Source organism: Psychrobacter nivimaris (assembly GCF_043419765.1).
GTDB lineage: Bacteria > Pseudomonadota > Gammaproteobacteria > Pseudomonadales > Moraxellaceae > Psychrobacter.
The window spans coordinates 349,952-367,466 of record NZ_JBHOFX010000002.1 but is presented as its reverse complement, the minus strand read 5'-3'; the positions used below and the strand labels follow the sequence as shown (position 1 = coordinate 367,466).

12 protein-coding genes are annotated in these 17,515 nt (G+C 43.1%); 4 read left to right on the top strand and 8 right to left on the bottom strand.

All coding sequences use genetic code 11. The features are described 5' to 3' along the window. Positions 1 to 166 precede the first annotated feature (166 nt). Positions 167 to 496, bottom strand: coding sequence for a preprotein translocase subunit YajC (gene yajC, locus ACHEVO_RS04890; RefSeq protein WP_057759529.1), 330 nt, complete (start codon positions 494 to 496; stop codon positions 167 to 169). 547 nt (positions 497 to 1,043) lie between these two features. Here yajC and ACHEVO_RS04885 point away from each other — a divergent pair. The 3 genes from ACHEVO_RS04885 to ACHEVO_RS04875 all read left to right on the top strand — a co-directional run bounded on the left by ACHEVO_RS04885 (position 1,044) and on the right by ACHEVO_RS04875 (position 6,447). Then, positions 1,044 to 2,342 carry a CNNM domain-containing protein gene (locus ACHEVO_RS04885; RefSeq protein WP_165597340.1) on the top strand — a complete coding sequence of 433 codons (1,299 nt, stop codon included), beginning with the start codon at positions 1,044 to 1,046 and terminating at the stop codon, positions 2,340 to 2,342. A gap of 374 nt (positions 2,343 to 2,716) precedes the next feature. After that, positions 2,717 to 3,211: a hypothetical protein gene (locus ACHEVO_RS04880; protein WP_394124146.1), complete on the top strand. Its 495-nt coding sequence runs from the start codon at positions 2,717 to 2,719 to the stop codon at positions 3,209 to 3,211. A 245-nt stretch (positions 3,212 to 3,456) separates the two neighbouring features. Beyond that, complete coding sequence (locus ACHEVO_RS04875; RefSeq protein ID WP_394124145.1) at positions 3,457 to 6,447, top strand: LysM peptidoglycan-binding domain-containing protein; 2,991 nt, start codon at positions 3,457 to 3,459, stop codon at positions 6,445 to 6,447. Positions 6,448 to 6,611: 164 nt separating this feature from the next. On the opposite strand, the gene ACHEVO_RS04870 is transcribed toward ACHEVO_RS04875, so the two are convergent. Next, positions 6,612 to 7,820: a transglycosylase SLT domain-containing protein gene (locus ACHEVO_RS04870; RefSeq protein ID WP_102094788.1), complete on the bottom strand. Its 1,209-nt coding sequence runs from the start codon at positions 7,818 to 7,820 to the stop codon at positions 6,612 to 6,614. Positions 7,821 to 8,900: 1,080 nt separating this feature from the next. Continuing rightward, positions 8,901 to 9,725 carry a Nif3-like dinuclear metal center hexameric protein gene (locus ACHEVO_RS04865; protein ID WP_394124144.1) on the bottom strand — a complete coding sequence of 275 codons (825 nt, stop codon included), beginning with the start codon at positions 9,723 to 9,725 and terminating at the stop codon, positions 8,901 to 8,903. A 380-nt stretch (positions 9,726 to 10,105) separates the two neighbouring features. Between ACHEVO_RS04865 and ACHEVO_RS04860 the strand changes: the two genes are divergently transcribed. Continuing rightward, the gene (locus tag ACHEVO_RS04860; RefSeq protein ID WP_394124143.1) at positions 10,106 to 11,431 is read left to right on the top strand and encodes a S1C family serine protease; all 1,326 of its coding nucleotides are present in this window, start codon (positions 10,106 to 10,108) and stop codon (positions 11,429 to 11,431) included. A 169-nt stretch (positions 11,432 to 11,600) separates the two neighbouring features. Here the strand turns inward: ACHEVO_RS04860 and yfaE are convergent, their stop codons facing one another. The 5 genes from yfaE to nrdA all read right to left on the bottom strand — a co-directional run bounded on the left by yfaE (position 11,601) and on the right by nrdA (position 17,413). Further along, complete coding sequence (gene yfaE / locus ACHEVO_RS04855; RefSeq protein ID WP_057759542.1) at positions 11,601 to 11,870, bottom strand: class I ribonucleotide reductase maintenance protein YfaE; 270 nt, start codon at positions 11,868 to 11,870, stop codon at positions 11,601 to 11,603. A gap of 170 nt (positions 11,871 to 12,040) precedes the next feature. Further along, positions 12,041 to 13,174: a class Ia ribonucleoside-diphosphate reductase subunit beta gene (gene nrdB / locus ACHEVO_RS04850; protein WP_057759544.1), complete on the bottom strand. Its 1,134-nt coding sequence runs from the start codon at positions 13,172 to 13,174 to the stop codon at positions 12,041 to 12,043. 97 nt (positions 13,175 to 13,271) lie between these two features. Beyond that, a complete protein-coding gene (locus ACHEVO_RS04845) occupies positions 13,272 to 13,643 on the bottom strand; it encodes a hypothetical protein (protein ID WP_394124142.1) in 372 nt (123 codons plus the stop codon). A 565-nt stretch (positions 13,644 to 14,208) separates the two neighbouring features. Further along, entirely contained in the window at positions 14,209 to 14,934 is a 726-nt protein-coding gene (locus ACHEVO_RS04840; protein WP_394124141.1) for a hypothetical protein, read from the bottom strand. A gap of 202 nt (positions 14,935 to 15,136) precedes the next feature. After that, positions 15,137 to 17,413: a class 1a ribonucleoside-diphosphate reductase subunit alpha gene (gene nrdA, locus ACHEVO_RS04835; RefSeq protein ID WP_102090443.1), complete on the bottom strand. Its 2,277-nt coding sequence runs from the start codon at positions 17,411 to 17,413 to the stop codon at positions 15,137 to 15,139. Between the last annotated feature and the right edge of the window lie 102 nt (positions 17,414 to 17,515).

The following is a 17,515-nucleotide window of genomic DNA, read 5'->3' as shown; positions in this document are numbered from 1 at the left end:
TAAACAGTAAGCCTAATTTATATAGCAATTTTACCTTACTGTGTTAATAGCGAAAAATGACCGTAAATCATATACGGTCATTTTTTAGTCATTACATTCGTTAATGTAACGACTATTGAATGTTCACTAATAAATTTTCACTAATAAAAGCTAGTGAACATTCTAATTAGACGCTTTCGATCGTGCCAGCAGGCAATACTGAAATAACAGAAGCACGTTGTACTTTCACGTCAGTATTGTTGTTTAGGCTCACAACGGCATAGTCGCCTTCGATTGCTTTGATACGACCCATTAAACCACCAGCAAAAATAATTTCACTACCCACGGTTAATGCGTTAACCATGGCACGGTGTTCTTTGGTACGCTTAGACTGCGGGCGAATGACCAAGAAGTAAAAAATCGCAAAAAACGCAACAGGCAGTAAAATCTGACCGAATAGACCTGCAGCACCTGCAGTCTCTGGCGCAGCATGGGCAGCTTGAATAAATAAGCTCATAATATCTCTCAGTAAGTCATAGACAATAATAAAATTAGACGCATAGTAACAAAAAATCCCAGACTTGGTAACTGTTAATCATAGGCTGAGCGTGTTTTTCTTAGCGCAAGGCATACTATCAGCCAACGGGTAGGACAACAATGTTTTTACTATATTCAGATAATCCATATAAAGCCTCAGGCTAAATAACTGTCATGAATTGGCTAGTAAAGATTTCGTCATACAACCGTTAATAGTAGGGTAATAAAAGTCATCAAAAAACAAAAACTTAAAAATGGTGACTTATTGTGAAATGGTATCATCAATGCTACTATCAAATGGCAATGATTGCCTGTATTTAGTATGCTACATATTGAACCATATTACGGCTTTTTAAAGCATAGTATGGCTTTGAAATAGTTATTAAATCAGCTTTGAGTAACTATTTATACGATAGACAGATGTCTTTTATTACTTTGTTAAAGATAATCTAAAAATCAATATAAATTACTCATGACATTATCTTCCTTTTACTCTTTTTAGGTTACCTAACTTGTTCACCACTTTTATGTTTGTACCTCGTTTATGTCGTCCGCGCGCTCATCGTAAAGACGCATCTGCAGAACCTCCCCCGAGAATGACTACTAGTTCTCGATTTGGTTATACTTCTTTTTCGGCGCTATCTGCATTAGCAATTCTTATGCTACCGCAGGCAGTGTGGGCAGCTGGTGCTGTATCAACATCCAGCGAGGCGGCAGCACCAACTGCGCTTAGCGTTTCTTTATTGATATTTTTTGTCTTACTCGCCATTGGTGTCTCTTTCGTCTGTTCATTAGCAGAGTCTGTTTTGCTGAGCATGACGCCATCGTTTATTGCGGATGTACAAGAGACCAGTCCTAAAAAAGCAGAAATGCTTAAAAGCCTTAAAGTGGACAATATTGATCAGTCGCTAGCCGCTATTTTGACGTTAAATACGGTTGCTCATACACTTGGCTCTATCGGTGCGGGTGCACAGGCCACGATCGTATTTGGTAGTGCGTGGTTTGGTCTGTTTTCGGCCCTCATGACGCTTGCTATCTTATTCTTATCTGAGATTATTCCAAAAACACTGGGTACAGTTTACTGGCGTCAACTAAGTGGTTTGGTTGCTTATTTCGTTCGTGGCATCATCATGCTGCTATACCCGTTAATCTGGTTCTCAGAGCGTCTGACGAAACTATTGGTACGCGGTAAAGAGCCGCAAACATTTAGTCGCCGTGAGTTTGCTGCTCTTGCTAGTATCGGTGAAGAGTCAGGTCAAATCGACCCACTAGAGTCGCGTATCATTCGTAACTTGCTCGCGTTTGGCGCGATTAAAGTCGAAGATATCATGACACCACGCTCGGTGATGCTTGCATTTGAAGAGAATAAGACCGTCGCTGAACTATTGGTTGATCGTCCAAAGCTGACGTTTTCTCGCTTGCCAATCTACGATGGTGACTTGGACAACATTACAGGCTTTGTCCTAAAAACGGACATGCTACTGGCTAAAGTTAATCATGCTATGCATAAGCCGTTGACGCAATTTCAACGAGACATCACTTTTGTCTTCTCTAAGATGAAGCTGTTTGATTTGTTGGAGTTGATGCTAAAAAACCGTATTCATATTGCGATTACAGTCGGTGAATATGGTGAAGTTAAAGGCTTGGTCACGTTAGAAGATGTATTTGAGACATTGTTAGGTCTTGAAATTGTTGATGAAATAGACCGCGTCGAAGACATGCAAGCCTTGGCTCGTCAGATGATGGATAGACGAGTAGAGCGTTTGGGCATGAAGCTCAGCGATGATGAGCAGTATGAAGATAGTAACAGCGAACCTAAGTCCTAACTATGCCTTAACGAAGCCAAACTCTAACGTTAATAGCTTAACTATAAGTATTGATGGTTCTAAAGATTGATGGTTTAAAAATGGTCAGCTCATTATGGGCTGACTATCAAGCTAGAGCTACAAAGCATCTAACCGTTTGAGCTAGGATTTACAGCATAAAATGTTAAGAACATTTGATTTGATAGCTTGTGTTTCTATTCGCAATAATTACACAGGGTGTCACATGGCTGTGAGAATTCGATGATAGGCTCGGCATATGATATGAGTATACTTATATAGATATATCTATACAGATACACTGCCGAAATAAATGATAAAAGAGCGTTAATCGTCACTATATGACACTAACGAAAAAAATATCGCTAAGGATTATCATGAAAAAATTATTGGGAAATAGGCTATTAGCTCTATTGGTGAAAAGCGCCAGCATCACTGCAATCGTAGCAGTAGCCAGCACCATCAGTATCAATGCACAAGCGGCAACTATGACCGAAGATTTGGTACAGAACTATGCCGCCGCAATGAAAGCATCAGCGAATAGCCAAAGTATCAATCAGGTATCGCGCCTTGTGTCAGATGACGCGCTTATTTCTTTATCTAGAAAAGACAAATCTACCAGTCTAGACAAAGACGCGTACTTAAAGCTGCTTCAAAACAGCTGGAATGATACGTCTAATTATCGCTATGATATTTCGGTAGATAATGTGGTGATTACTGGTTCACAAGCCAAAGCCAATGTGACGACCAATGAGAGCTGGGTAAAAAATGGTCAGCAAGTATCATTTGTTACCACATCTCGTGTGACCTTAACCTTGTCTACTGGTAATGCAGTGCTCTTGCGCGCAGTATCACAGGTAGCTATTAATTAAGTCGCCATTGACCAAGCAAGACTCAAAATACAATAGGTAACATAAACAATAGCTGATTGAGCTAGCTGCAATTTCGACCTATAGAAAGTCTTAGCTAGCTAACAATAGTCATTACTTAGTTTTATAGGCTACTTGAGCGTCTATTATTATCTTTTATATTAGGCTAGTCTTTGCTTTACATTGCATACTATACTATCCATCAACTTTATCTTATTAATTTCTGTCGTTAGGAAACCTCCAATATCATGTCTACTGTGCTATCACACTCTCGCTCATTTATTGCGTTGCCATTGACGCTTGCGGTATCCACTTTACTGATTAGTGCGTGTAGCAATACATCAGCGGTAAAAAACAAAGGTGCGACCAATAGCTCATCTGTCATCACCAAAAGTCCTGCCAATCAAGGGGCTAATACAGGTAGTGCAGACTACTCAACTGCGTTTTTGGACGCAGAGAGTTTGGATGAGTTGGCTGACTTGTTAGAAGCCACTGACATGACCATGGTAGAAGGTAACCAGCTTGCTATTCAGCAGTATGGTGATTTGTGGAATCGTCTACGCGCAGGCTACCGCATGAATGGTGGTAAGCCAATCTATAATCAGCGTATTGAAGGTCAAAAAAGCTGGTTTACCAGTAGACAGGATTATCTAAATCGCCTAACTGCACGTGCCAGTCGCTATATCTATCATACGGTACGAGAGGCAGAGCGTCGCAATATCCCAACAGAACTTGCCTTGTTACCAGTTATCGAAAGCTCTTACGATCCAAGTGGTACGAGTAGTGCAGCAGCTGCGGGCTTATGGCAGTTTATTCCAAGTACGGGCCGTATCTATGGCTTGAATCAAAGCAGCACTTATGATGGTCGCCGTGATGTTATTGAGTCGACACGTGCTGCCTATGATTTCTTGACAGCACTGCACAACCAGTTTGGTAGTTGGGAGCTAGCATTGGCTGCTTATAACGCTGGACCTGGCCGTGTACAGAAAGCAATCGATGCCAACGCAGCGCGCGGACTACCAACAGACTATTGGTCACTTCAACTGCCGACTGAAACGATGAACTATGTGCCGCGTTTCTTAGCTGTAGCTGAAATCGTCGCCAAGCCTGAACAGTATGGTGTGTATTTACCCGCTATCGCTAACCGTCAGCATTTCCGCAGTGTACCTGTTAACTATGGTGTGAGCTTGGCAGAAGTATCGCAGTTAACTGGCGTTAGCTACGATGAGCTAGAGCGTCTAAATACTGCACTGACATCAGGCCGTGTTGACTCTTCAGGTCCACAGCGTGTCATCATTCCAAACGACGTCAGTCTCAATGCCGATGCCAAATTGAGTGGGCTCAGAGGTAATGGTACAGGTAACGTGCTTGCATCAAATAACGCAAGTAGCTCAAGTACGACAGCGACTACGCCAAGCTATAATAATAAACCATATACTGCCTCATCACTGCCATCTACTGGTAGCGCATTGGCTGATTATGCCGCTAGCGCAAGTGTACCTCAGCAGACCACAAGCTATATCTCACCATCTGCGACACCGACTAGCAGTTCTGTATACAGTGGCAATTCCTCAGCTCGTACTGAGCCACCACTGACCACTGCAGAGACTAACAAAATCAATGCTGAGCTTAAGAGCAGTAACAGTCTACCGACTACCTCAGCACAGATTACTCAGAACAATACGATTGTCCAAGAGCCACCGCTTAGCAAAGAAGAACGTGATTTTATTGCCAATCAAATCCGTAGAAATACTTCTGAGACCAATGTTATCAATGCTGATGGCAACATCAATCTATCAGCCGTACAGACACAGCAGTCTATCTTAGAAGCGAGCGGTGCAGAGAAGAAACTTAGCTTTGCCAAAACCTCGGTAAGTAAACCAAAACCACAAGGCACTCGTACCACTTATACGGTAAAACGTGGCGATACGCTCTCGAACATTGCGAGTCGAGCAGGGGTCAGCTGGCGTGATATCGCAGAATGGAACCAAATAGATGCCAGTGCGAATTTGCTCTCTGGCAGTACGTTATATCTATATGACGCCAAGACTATTGAGCCATTAAGCACTGCTAATAACGCCGCCGCTAGTCAGCCTGACAGTTATGTTGTACAAGGCGGTGATACGCTTATCGGTACGGCCAATCGCTTTGGCTTATCGGTCACTCAGCTAGCCAGTTATAACAACCTGAGCAGCCGTGCTGATCTGCTCAGAGGTCAAAAATTATGGCTCATACCGGGTAAAGTGACTGCCCCTGCGACGACACCTGCCGCGCCTTCTACCAAGCCGAGTAAATCAAGCACTGCGACCAAAAACTATAAAGTAAAAGCAGGAGACGGCTTAATTGCATTGGCACGTCAATTCAATGTGTCGACAGATACTTTAGCCAGTCTCAACGGTATTAACAGCACAAGTTCGCTATATGTTGGTCAGACGCTTAAAGTGCCAGCCAGTGTTGATTTCGATGCTGCAAGTACGACAAGCGCTAGCAGTAATAACAGCTCAAGCTCGGTCGCGACCACCAATTACAAAGTAAAATCAGGTGATACGCTGATTGGCATTGCGAATAGCATCGGAGTGAGTGCAACGGAACTTGCTGCGGTAAATAGCAATTTTGATGCAAAAGCTCGCTTGCAACGTGGTCAAACGATTAAAGTTCCTGCTACTAAAGAATTGGTCGACCGTCAGTTAAATGACAAAGCGGTCAGCTACAAAGTAAAATCAGGTGATACGCTAACGGGTGTCGCCAGACGTTACAATATTGGCTTAAGTGATTTGGCATCAGCAAATAACTTAAATACCAACTCGAATCTGATACTGGGCCGTACTATCACTATCCCTGCTAGCGGTAGTGTGGCAAGTGTATCTAGTAGTAGCCAAAGCAACAGCTCTGCTAGTAGCAGCAGTAGTAGCTCAGCAAGCAGTGGTACGAAATTAGGTAATACTGAAAGCTATAAAGTTAAATCTGGCGATGGTCTGATTGCTTTGGCACGTCAGTTTGGCATATCGGTAGAGGATTTGGCAGCGACCAACGATCTAGCGACCAATGCTCAGCTACAACGCGGCCAAACGCTTAAAGTACCAAAAGCGACAGTAAGCTACACGGTTGGCTCGGGCGATAGCTTGATTGGTCTAGCACGTAAATATGGTGTCTCAACACAAGAGCTGGCTGATATGAACAATATCGCCGCTGATACTATGTTGCAGCGTGGTCAGCGTCTGACAGTTCCAAATCGTTAATGAATAAGATATTAATGGATACCGTTTATATAAGGCGTCACTAATATTAATCATTAATCGTATCGCACAAAAAAGCTGCTCTTTATAAGAGCAGCTTTTTTTATTCAATAAAAATGACTTACTGTTAGAAGTTAGCTTGCGAACCGTTTAGTAATAGCTACAAACTAGACCGTCTGAGTTTTAATAGTCTCAAGATAGCTTCGGATATTACTGACATAATGCATGGCTTGACCATAGCGGCTATTTGACGCTCTATTGTCTGCTAAATAAGCATAGACATTCGCCCAACTCTTATCATCGATACCTTGAGCTCGTAGTTCGCGTTGGATTCTTTTTACCGCATTGGGACCCATGTTATAACCTGCAAGGGCAAACCAAATACGGTCAGTTTTTGGCACATCAGAGAAGTCTGCTTTCACTTGCTCTAGATAGCGTGCACCGCCACCAATACTTTGGTAAGGATCAACGCGGTCTGAGACGCCCATCGCTTTTGCAGTGTTGTTGGTCAGCATCATTAACCCGCGTACGCCAGTCGGCGAGACAGCGTTGGCATCAAGATGTGACTCTTGATAACCCATCGCTACCAGTAGTTCCCAATCATGATTATAATTACGTGCTTGCTCTTCAAACGAAGATTGATAGTCCGGTAACTTTTCTGTCAACGTCCTCTGGAAATGATCCTGACTATAGGCGTCTTTAAGCAAGTTTTGATTGTAGAACGCGGCAAGTTTTTGTGTGTTTTTTAGCTTGATGCTATCGCACAAAAAGTAACTGGCCTTTCTTGATAGTGGGTCATTGGATGAGCTAAACGTCCAACTTACCTTAGGATGTAGACCATTCTTAGTCAGACTAGAGTCATAACCACAGCTGACATTGATAGACGATAGGTTCAGCTGGCTTTTTAGCTTAGTACTAGCTGTAGTCAATGCCATGTCAGCGTTGCCGGTTCTTAGTGCTTTTAGAGCCGCTTCTTCACTGGCGTAGGCTTTTAGATTGATATCGACACCGAGCTCGTCGGCATAAGTGCGCACCAGATCAAACCCAAAACCATGTTGGAAGCCATCGGTAGCAAAGTAAGTGCTATCGCCTGGTACCGCAGCAATGGTCAAGGTGTTTTCCAGCATGACATTGTCATAGGCTGGTACCGATGTGTTCATGGTCGTCAAACTCTCAGCGGGCAACGAGAGTAGAGCGATGCTAGAGATTTGTGCCAGCTTCTTGGTTCTGGCAAAACGATTAGACGCAATAGGGGTAACGGATGAAACGATGTTACTTTTGGTGTTTAGTAGGCGTTTAGATGGACGCAGTAAATAAGAAATACGGCGTTTGGCCCCTTGCGCAGATACTTTTACACGATAAGTAATACGCTGCATGGATGTCTCCTGATTTTAGCCATCCTTCTTACCGCAAAAACACGAATAAATATATGTGCATAATATTGACATATATCGATATCGTATCTTAAATAGAGTGGCATTTTTAATAGGATAAATGCTGCTCTATCTTGTTTGACTATAGCGCCACTAGCGTACTCTCTCTAAGAGTTAGTGGGATAGTTTGTCGTCAGCCAGCTATCGATATGTCATAAAAGCGTTCTAAACAGTGTTTATAAGTACTGGTTTAAAATACTGAACGCACAACGACGCGAAGGATATAAATCAGATGATTCCTTCATCGATAACTAAATATGGCTAGTGGCCAAACAACTATATATCAAACATAGGTAAGGTCATGATTAAGTTATTGAGACAAAGACATAGCTTGAAACATTGATGTAAGGTTTTGCCAATGAGGCAAATACAGTCATCTGTTTTAACTATGCTAACTTTGATGGCTGGCTATACTTTGACTCACTAATATTAAGTTACTAGTAATAGGATAGCTGGCTACTAAAGTTGTTTGTCCAGCAATGAGGGTAAGCAAAATAACCAGAATTGATAGTTTATAGCTGTCTATCAAACTAACTATGTCATACCGTCATCGCGACACCAAAAATAAAAAAATACCATGCTGCTAACATACATAGTGCAAACATAGTATTTCAATGGGTAGCGGCTTAAAATCTTATCGCTGATATAGCATGATAAAGTCTTAAACAACTACCAGCATTATTTTAGTGCCATAACCGGAAGCTGTAATAATGGGAAGTTTCATGACAAAACGTTCTTTCTTACGGGTAGTAATATGCGGTTACTAATTGCATTATTCAAGTGGAGTTAAGAAAAAAGCGATAAAACTTAACAATTGAGATATAAACGGTTAATTTTCCAGATATTTGGTACATAATAATTAAAAATAGAATAACAAAGTTCAAATAGTAGTAAAACTAGACTTTGTGCTTATAGTTTGACTATAGCATTAGCAAGTCTAGTTTGGCTATCGAACTATCATTTTCTCTACAAATTTTTCTCTATAAATGACAACCGTTTAAACTGATAATTTAAGTGGCTACCTTATGCTGGATTTTCGATATCGATAAAAGTAACTGGCAGACCAAATTTTTGAGCGACTATCTCTCCTAAAGCTTGAATGCCGCCGCGCTCCGTTGCGTGATGACCACAAGCAAAATAGTCAATTCCAAGCTCACGCGCGCTATGCGTGGTACGCTCAGATATCTCACCAGAGATAAACGCATCACAGCCTATGCTAGCCGCTTGCTCAATCATATCTTGCGCACCGCCCGTACATATACCCACACGTTTGATCAGCCTACCATTTGTCTGAGCAGAAGCGTCTGCATGATATTCAGCTGAAATATGTAATGGCGCGCGACCTAAGGCTTGAGTAATGGTTGCAATGAGATCGTCAGCAGTTTGCGGTGTGCAAGTGGCGATATTGCCCACAGGGTGGGACTCGGTAGGATAGAGTGCACCAGTAATCGTCAGGCCGAGCATGTCAGCAAGTTTTGCGTTGTTGCCAGAGATTGGGTGTGCATCAAGCGGTAGATGATAGCCAATCATAGAGATACCGTGTTGCATCAGCTTGCGCACGCGTCGACCTTTCATGCCAGTAAGCGTAGCAGGTTCGCCTTTCCAGAAGTATCCATGATGCACCATAATCGCATCGGCATTGTCAGCGATCGCAGCATCTATCAAGGCTTCACAAGCAGTGACACCAGTAACGATACGTTGAATCGGGCGTCCACCATCGACCTGCAGACCATTTGGCGCATAGTCTTTAAACGCACTGGTAGATAAGTAGTCGTCACAGAACTGTGTCAATGCCTGAACGCTAATGCTTTGAATATTTGATTCAGCTATCGTATGATTTGCAGTCATTATGTTTTCCTGTCATCAATAAAATGTAGGTCGTAAGGTGCTGTAGATTAACTAAGCAAAAATTGTGTATTATCTGTCATGTTTGAGAGTGTTTGGTTTTGCTCTTTTGACTTTATATTCAACTCTCAAGATGCTTAAGTGTCGAGTATCGTAAAAGCTATTTTAACATGCCGTTGTAAGCAAGCAGACAAGCTGGATAACTGAAATGGTACACGATACGTTACTATTTACTGGTATTGCGGTTATAATTTATACACGTGAGTCTGCCTAGCTGTATAGCATTTGACCATTCAATTGATGAGTCAAGAATAGCTAAGCGGTCGCCGTTATCTCACATCGTTTTTCACTGTCTGTTTGCAATAAATTTATAGAGGTTTTATATGTCGTCATCCCGGAACACCAATAACAAGGCGTCTTTATTAAAATGGTTACCTTGGGTCTTATTGCTGCTAGTGTTGGCAGCGTTTATCTGGTTGTTCACGAGTATGAAGTCAACGTCGGAGGCCACATGGGAGCCGCCGAGAACCCCGCCTGCGGAACAGCAAGCAGCAGAACCAGTGTCGGACACGCCAGCGCCTATCTCTTCTTATCATAATGCAGTTGCGCGTGCGTCGCAGTCTGTAGTCAATATCTATACGACACAAACGATGACCGAGCATCCTTATATGGATGATCCCGTACTGCGCCGATTTTTTGAATATCATGGTGGCCCATCACAAGAGCAGGGCAATACCAATTTAGGCTCTGGTGTGATCGTATCAGAAGACGGCTATATCGTGACCAATGCCCACGTAATCGAAAAAGCAGATGAGATCACAGTCGCGTTCAATGATGGTCGTAAGAGTCGTGCTAGAATCATCGGTACAGATCCTGATAGCGACTTAGCAGTGATTAAGGTCGATATGACAGGGCTGACACCACTTGGCTTCCGCGAAGATCCGATTCGTGTAGGGGATTTGGCACTAGCGATTGGTAATCCATTCGGTGTGGGTCAGACAGTGACGCAGGGGATTATCTCAGCGACTGGACGTACTGGACTGGGCGTTAATAAGTTTGAAGACTTTATCCAGACGGATGCGGCAATTAATCCTGGTAATTCAGGCGGCGCACTGGTCGATGCTCATGGTGAGCTAGTTGGTATCAACACCGTCATATTCTCGCGCTCTGGTGGCTCGATGGGCATTGGCTTTGCGATTCCAACGGCACTGGTTGAGCAAGTGATGAATGCCTTGATCAAAGATGGGCGCGTTAGTCGTGGTTGGTTAGGTATCGAGATTCAGTCACAGCTACGTGACCCAACGCAGTTAGAGACATCAACAGGCGTAGAAGTGCTAAACGTCATTGATAACAGTCCAGCGGCAAAAAGTGGTCTACGTGTCGGTGATATTGTACTGACCATCGATGATGTCGAGATGACAGATGCCAATACCTTGATTCAGTATGTTGCTCGTAAGCCACCAAATACTGAACTGGATGCACAAATATTGCGTCAAGGTAAAAACGCCCAAGTGAAAATCACGTTAGAAGAGCGCCCAGCACAAGAGCCGCTTGAGCGTCCTGTCGTACTACAAAATGAGAGCATGGGCGGAATGGAGCAGCCAAACATTCAAGGTGATGAAGAAACACCGATGATGTCAAAGGCAGAGCGTGATCGTATGCGTGAAGAGCTGATGAAACTGTTTGAGCAAGATACCGCGTCGCAGTAAGTCGTAGTTACTGTTACCACTATGTGCTGACTCATATATACATTATGAGTCAGCATTTTTATTTGGCTGATAACATAAAAAAGCGCGTTCCTTATCTAAAGGAGCGCGCTTTTTGTTGGGGGCTGATTTTTTGAATTTTAAAGGCTAGGTTTATTTATATGTAACCCTGCTATAACTTCTCAATCGGGTCATGATTGATATAAATTACACCTTGCACACGGCAACAGCAGGGCAGGATCTCATCTTCTTCAATCATCGCCAGTGGGTCAAATGGATAATCAACCGTATGCGAGCTAGCAATACGCTTGACTCGGCAACTACCACAATAGCCTTCGCGGCATTGATAGTTTACATCGTGTCCGGTGCGTAGCAGTCCATCTAGCAGACTCTCGTCATCATGTAGATAGAACTGCTTTTTACTGGTCATTACCCAAGTCATCGTGAATCCTATTGGGATATGTCTGTGCTACTGCTATCCCTACTATTAACCCATAAGACGATTACAGCGGTAGAAATTTTATAACTTCAAATATCTACCGCTCAAACCTTTATAGCTCAAATCTCTTACAACTCAGCTCTTATAATTTATATTTTTCTAGCGCAAAGCTCTTACAATTCAAAGTCATCAAAATCACTGTCTGATAAGTCAGAGTCAATCTGACCAACCAAGTACGAGCTAATCTCAGTCTCTTGCGGGGCTACTTGCACATTGTCAGACGACAACCACGTGTTGATCCACGGGATTGGGTTTGATTTTGAGTTCGGGAACGCCGCTGGCAAGCCGACGGTCTCCATACGCAAGTTAGTGATGTATTCGATATATTGGCACAAAATGTCTTTGTTTAGACCAATCATTGAGCCATCTTTGAACAGATAGCCTGCCCATTCTTTTTCTTGCTCGGCAGCCTTGCGGAAAATCTCGATGCTTTCCTCATAGCACTCTGCGGCAATCTCGACCATCTCAGGATCGTCACGACCATTACGCATCAGGTTCAGCATATGCTGCGTACCCGTCAAATGCAGCGCTTCATCACGAGCGATTAACTTGATGATTTTGGCATTACCTTCCATCAATTTACGCTCAGCAAACGCAAACGAGCAAGCAAACGACACATAGAAACGAATGGCTTCTAGGACGTTGACCGCCATGATGCATAGGTACATTTGCTTTTTCAGTGATCTTAAATCAACCGTCACTTGCTCGCCATTGATGTTGTGCGTACCTGGACCGTACAGGCTATATAGCTGCGAGTTGCGGTACAGCTCATCATAGTACTGGGCGATATCAGAGGCACGGCCTAAGATGTGCTCGTTTTGCATAATGTCATCAAAGATAATATTTGGGTCATTGACGATATTACGGATGATATGCGTATAGCTGCGTGAGTGAATGGTCTCAGAGAACGACCATGTCTCAATCCACGTCTCAAGCTCAGGGATAGACACTAGCGGCAGTAGCACTACGTTTGGACTACGACCTTGGATAGAGTCGAGTAGGGTCTGGTACTTGAGGTTACTCAAAAATATGTGCTGCTCATGTGAGGATAGATTGCTAAAGTCGATACGATCGCGTGATACATCGACTTCTTCTGGACGCCAAAAGAACGATAGCTGCTTTTCAATCAATTGCTCAAAGATAGGGTGCTTTTGTTGGTCATAGCGCGCCACGTTGACGGGCTGACCAAAGAACATCGGCTCTTTTAGCGCATTGTTTGGCGTTTGAGAAAAAATCGAGTAAGTCATGGGACTGCCTTTATAATTGATACGGTTATTAATTTATAGGGGTTTGACTGGTTTTGATTTGAGGTTATGACACGTTTTTGGATTATAGCGTTTTAGCTTAGAGGTTCTCTAGTGATATCTGTGACGACTCTTGTCCATCGTTCATATAGGCTTTGAATATCTCGCTCAGCTCACTATCATCGAGTGCTTCTAGTTCATCAAGTGCGCTTTTGCGTAGGGTACTCACATCAGACTCTTCTGCTGCTATTTTTAAGTCTTTTTTAGCCGCTCTCGATACTGGCTTTTTGGCTGCTTTTGCCACGCTTTTTTTGGCGACGGTTGTCTTTGGTGCTTCATCCACACCTAACTGCTGACGCACCTCTGCAATATCAACCTCGACTTGTACGATATGCGAGCCACTATCGTTTAGGTCTGAAAATACGTTTGGGATAAACAAACCACCGTCTTTGATGATTGCGGTATATTGCACATGACCTCCGTTGTTTTTGTTCTGTCTGTATGTTTTCACTATAACAGTAGCCAATCCCGCCTACCGCTTGTATCTGCTTAGTCGCTGGCGTGCAGTCTATCGTGTCTGACCGCATTCCTGTTGTCTCGATACCACTTCCAGACACAGACCGCATCGCCATCGTCGTCAGCAGGATACCGCTATAGTCGGGGCTAAAAAGCCTTATTAGGTCGGCTTTCTTTTTTCTTAACGACTCTTCTGATTGGGCATAATTTTCAGGGTGTGCCTCGCGCACCCTACAAAATATCCGTTTTATATGCTTTTGAGTAGGTTGGTGTCGAGGTACGAGACCCAACAAAGACTCAAACCGTTGGGTTTCCTTCGTCAACCCAACCTACGTGCTTTAAACACAGTTTCCATAACATCGGTGCGCTGGGCGCATCCTACAACTACAATTTTTTGGAGTAGGTTGGTGTCGAGGCACGAGACCCAACATGATATGTTTATATAATGAGAATTGTTGGGTTTCCTTCGTCAACCCAACCTACGCGCTTAACGACTCTTCTGATTGGGCGCACCCTACAATCTATTTATCTTCAAGCCTACGCTTTCTAAAAAATCTATAGATATTTGGAATCGATATAATTGATATAAATAAAATTCCTGTAGGAAATGCATACATCGGTACGTTTGCAAGTTTCAATAGAGTATCTTCAGCAGTATAACTGCGCTGAAACATCGGTGTGAAATAATACATCCAAACGAAGCTTGCAAAAAAAGCAATTGGTAAATATATCCAGTCATTGACAATAAAGAATGGCTCTTTATACTTTTTGACATTGACACCTTGGATTCTATCGATAATAGTAAAACTACTATCTTCACCTTCAATAATTAAGTTCAAAGTGAACCCTTCATTGGAGTTTAGAAGTAATGGATCAATAGTTATTGTGTTTTTTGCATGGTTAAAATTTAATGATAAGCTGTCAGGATTTAAATTTGTGCTTTCACATTGAATAATTTTTACATCACTATGAAATACCAGTTTAATACTTTCTTCAAAATCAGAAGTACTAATGGGTTGGTTTCCATTATTTAGAAATCTAATTATTAATATTTGAGGATTTTCTACTTTATTTTTTTCATAATATACTTCAATTTTATCTTTTACCTTAGAGCTCACCTTAACTAAAGGAGTGTTTAGCACTATTTCATAAGACAATTTCTTTATTTTATTTTGATAAATAGCAACTCCTATTACTACAATAGTAGGAATAGCTATACTTAATATAGGTAATAAATATTGATTCATACTTTATTTTTCTCTAATCAATTTTTATGCTCTAAATTATAAATATTTGATAACCTCTTACTAAATTTATAATCTTCAAGGTTTAGTGAAGTGCTTTTTTATTAAATTCTATTTATAAAATCATTAACACTTGCCATTCGTAAATATATATTCACAAATGGCTTGAAAAAGAAAGAATAAAACCGTGGCAATATAATTAGACCTAGATCTTGCACGCACCGCCAGCACAATCATCTTCCATATCCGCTTGGGCATCGTTCGCACCATCGCGAGTGTTATGGTAGTACAACGTCTTCACACCCATTTTATAAGCGTTTAGTAAGTCTTTTAGCAATATCTTCATCGGTACACGGCCACCAGCATAACGAACTGGGTCATAGTTGGTATTGGCAGAGATACTTTGATCGACGAACTTCTGCATGATAGCGACCAGCTTTAGGTAACCGTCATTGTTTGGCATTTGCCATAGTAGCTCGTACTGATCTTTTAGCTTGTCAATCTCAGGCACGACTTGCTTTAAGATGCCATCTTTTGACGCTTTGATAGAGACCAGACCCCGTGGTGGCTCGATACCGTTGGTCGCGTTGGCGATCTGACTTGAGGTCTCAGACGGCATCAAGGCGGTTAGGGTAGAGTTGCGTAGACCGTGCTCAGTGATCTCGCCACGTAGCGTTTCCCAATCGAGATGTAGCGGCTCTTGGCAGATTTTGTCCAAGTCGGCTTTGTACGTATCAATCGGCAAGATACCTTGTGAATATGTAGTCTCATTGAACGCAGGACACGCGCCTTGCTCTTTGGCTAATTTGTTCGACGCTTTCAAGAGATAGAACTGTAATGCTTCAAACGTCTGATGGGTTAGACCAAGCGCGCTGTCGTCAGAGTAGCGTGCGCCATTCTTAGCTAAGTAATAAGCATAGTTAATCACGCCCACACCGAGCGTACGACGACGCATGCTGCCGTTTTGAGCCGCTTTTACTGGATAGTCTTGGTAGTCGAGCAGGGCATCAAGTGCACGGACGATTAGCTCGGCTGGCTCTTCGATGTCGCTGACGTTTTCGACTTTACCCAAGTTGACCGCTGATAGCGTACAAAGCGCGATTTCGCCTTCTTCGTCATTGATGTTATCCAGTGGCTTGGTCGGTAGCGCGATTTCCATACATAGGTTTGACTGGCGAATCGGGGCAACCGTCGCGTCAAATGGGCTATGCGTGTTGCAATGGTCGACGTTTTGGATATAGATACGACCCGTACTGGCGCGCTCTTGCATCATTAGGCTGAACAAATCAGCAGCTGGGATCTGACGGCTACGAACGTTAGGATCGTTTTCGTACTTGGTATATAGCTCTTCGAACTTGTCTTGATCTTCAAAGAACGCATCATACAGGCCTGGCGTATCACCTGGTGAGAATAGCGAGATGTCTTGGCCTTTGATTAGGCGCGTGTACATTGTCTTATTTAACTGTACGCCGTAATCCATATGACGGACACGGTTGTCTTCGACGCCGCGGTTGTTTTTCAGTACCAGTAATGACTCCACTTCTAAATGCCATAGTGGGTAGAACAACGTCGCAGCACCGCCACGTACGCCACCTTGTGAGCAGCATTTCACAGCCGTTTGGAACAGTTTGTAGAATGGGATACAGCCAGTATGCTGTGCTTCACCGCCACGGATAGGGCTACCAAGGGCACGGATGCGACCTGCGTTGATGCCGATACCAGCACGCTGTGACACATAGCGTACGATGGCGCTGGTGGTCGCGTTGATAGAGTCTAGGCTATCACCACATTCGATCAATACGCACGAGCTAAACTGGCGCGATGGCGTACGCACACCTGACATAATAGGCGTCGGTAGTGAGATTTTGAACTCTGAGGTTGCATCATAGAAGCGTTTGACGAAATCAAGACGGTCTGACTTGTCGTATTGGCTAAACAGACACATACCGACGAGCATGTATAAGAACTGCGGGCTCTCATAAACAGTTTTGCTCACACGATCTTGTACCAAGTACTTACCAGCCATTTGCTCAACAGCGGCATAAGCCAAGTTCATATCGCGCCAGTGATCGAGATACTCTTCTAACTCATCAAATTCAGCACGGCTATAGTCAGCTAGGATATGCTGATCGTATTTGCCAGCATCAGTCAAAGTTTTGACATGGTCATATAGGTGCGGCGGGGTAAATTTGTTATAAGCAATCTTACGTAAGTGGAAAATAGCCAAACGCGCAGCCAGATATTGATAGTCAGGCGTGGTTTCAGAGATTAGGTCGGCGGCAGATTTGATGATGGTTTCGTGAATGTCACGAGTCTTGATACCTTCATAAAACTGGATGTGCGACTTTAGCTCAACTTGAGACACAGACACGTTGTCCAAGCCGTGAGCTGCCCACGCTATTACCTTGTGAATTTTGTCTAAATCAATAGGCTCTAAACGTCCATCACGTTTGGTTACTTGGATTTTGTCAATATGTGTCATGCTGGCCTCTATTTTGATTGCTTATTGTGATGTTGCGCGCTGAATCAGCGGCAGACATTCTTTATAACGCTATTATGTGGGGTTGTGCTAGCTGGTTTTTTT

Excerpts from the sequence above, each read along its gene's own strand:
- yajC (WP_057759529.1), bottom strand. The coding sequence starts at position 496 with ATGAGCTTATTTATTCAAGCTGCCCATGCTGCGCCAGAGACTGCAGGT.
- ACHEVO_RS04885 (WP_165597340.1), top strand. The coding sequence starts at position 1,044 with ATGTTTGTACCTCGTTTATGTCGTCCGCGCGCTCATCGTAAAGACGCA.
- ACHEVO_RS04880 (WP_394124146.1), top strand. The coding sequence starts at position 2,717 with ATGAAAAAATTATTGGGAAATAGGCTATTAGCTCTATTGGTGAAAAGC.
- ACHEVO_RS04875 (WP_394124145.1), top strand. The coding sequence starts at position 3,457 with ATGTCTACTGTGCTATCACACTCTCGCTCATTTATTGCGTTGCCATTG.
- ACHEVO_RS04870 (WP_102094788.1), bottom strand. The coding sequence starts at position 7,820 with ATGCAGCGTATTACTTATCGTGTAAAAGTATCTGCGCAAGGGGCCAAA.
- ACHEVO_RS04865 (WP_394124144.1), bottom strand. The coding sequence starts at position 9,725 with ATGACTGCAAATCATACGATAGCTGAATCAAATATTCAAAGCATTAGC.
- ACHEVO_RS04860 (WP_394124143.1), top strand. The coding sequence starts at position 10,106 with ATGTCGTCATCCCGGAACACCAATAACAAGGCGTCTTTATTAAAATGG.
- yfaE (WP_057759542.1), bottom strand. The coding sequence starts at position 11,870 with ATGACTTGGGTAATGACCAGTAAAAAGCAGTTCTATCTACATGATGAC.
- nrdB (WP_057759544.1), bottom strand. The coding sequence starts at position 13,174 with ATGACTTACTCGATTTTTTCTCAAACGCCAAACAATGCGCTAAAAGAG.
- ACHEVO_RS04840 (WP_394124141.1), bottom strand. The coding sequence starts at position 14,934 with ATGAATCAATATTTATTACCTATATTAAGTATAGCTATTCCTACTATT.
- nrdA (WP_102090443.1), bottom strand. The coding sequence starts at position 17,413 with ATGACACATATTGACAAAATCCAAGTAACCAAACGTGATGGACGTTTA.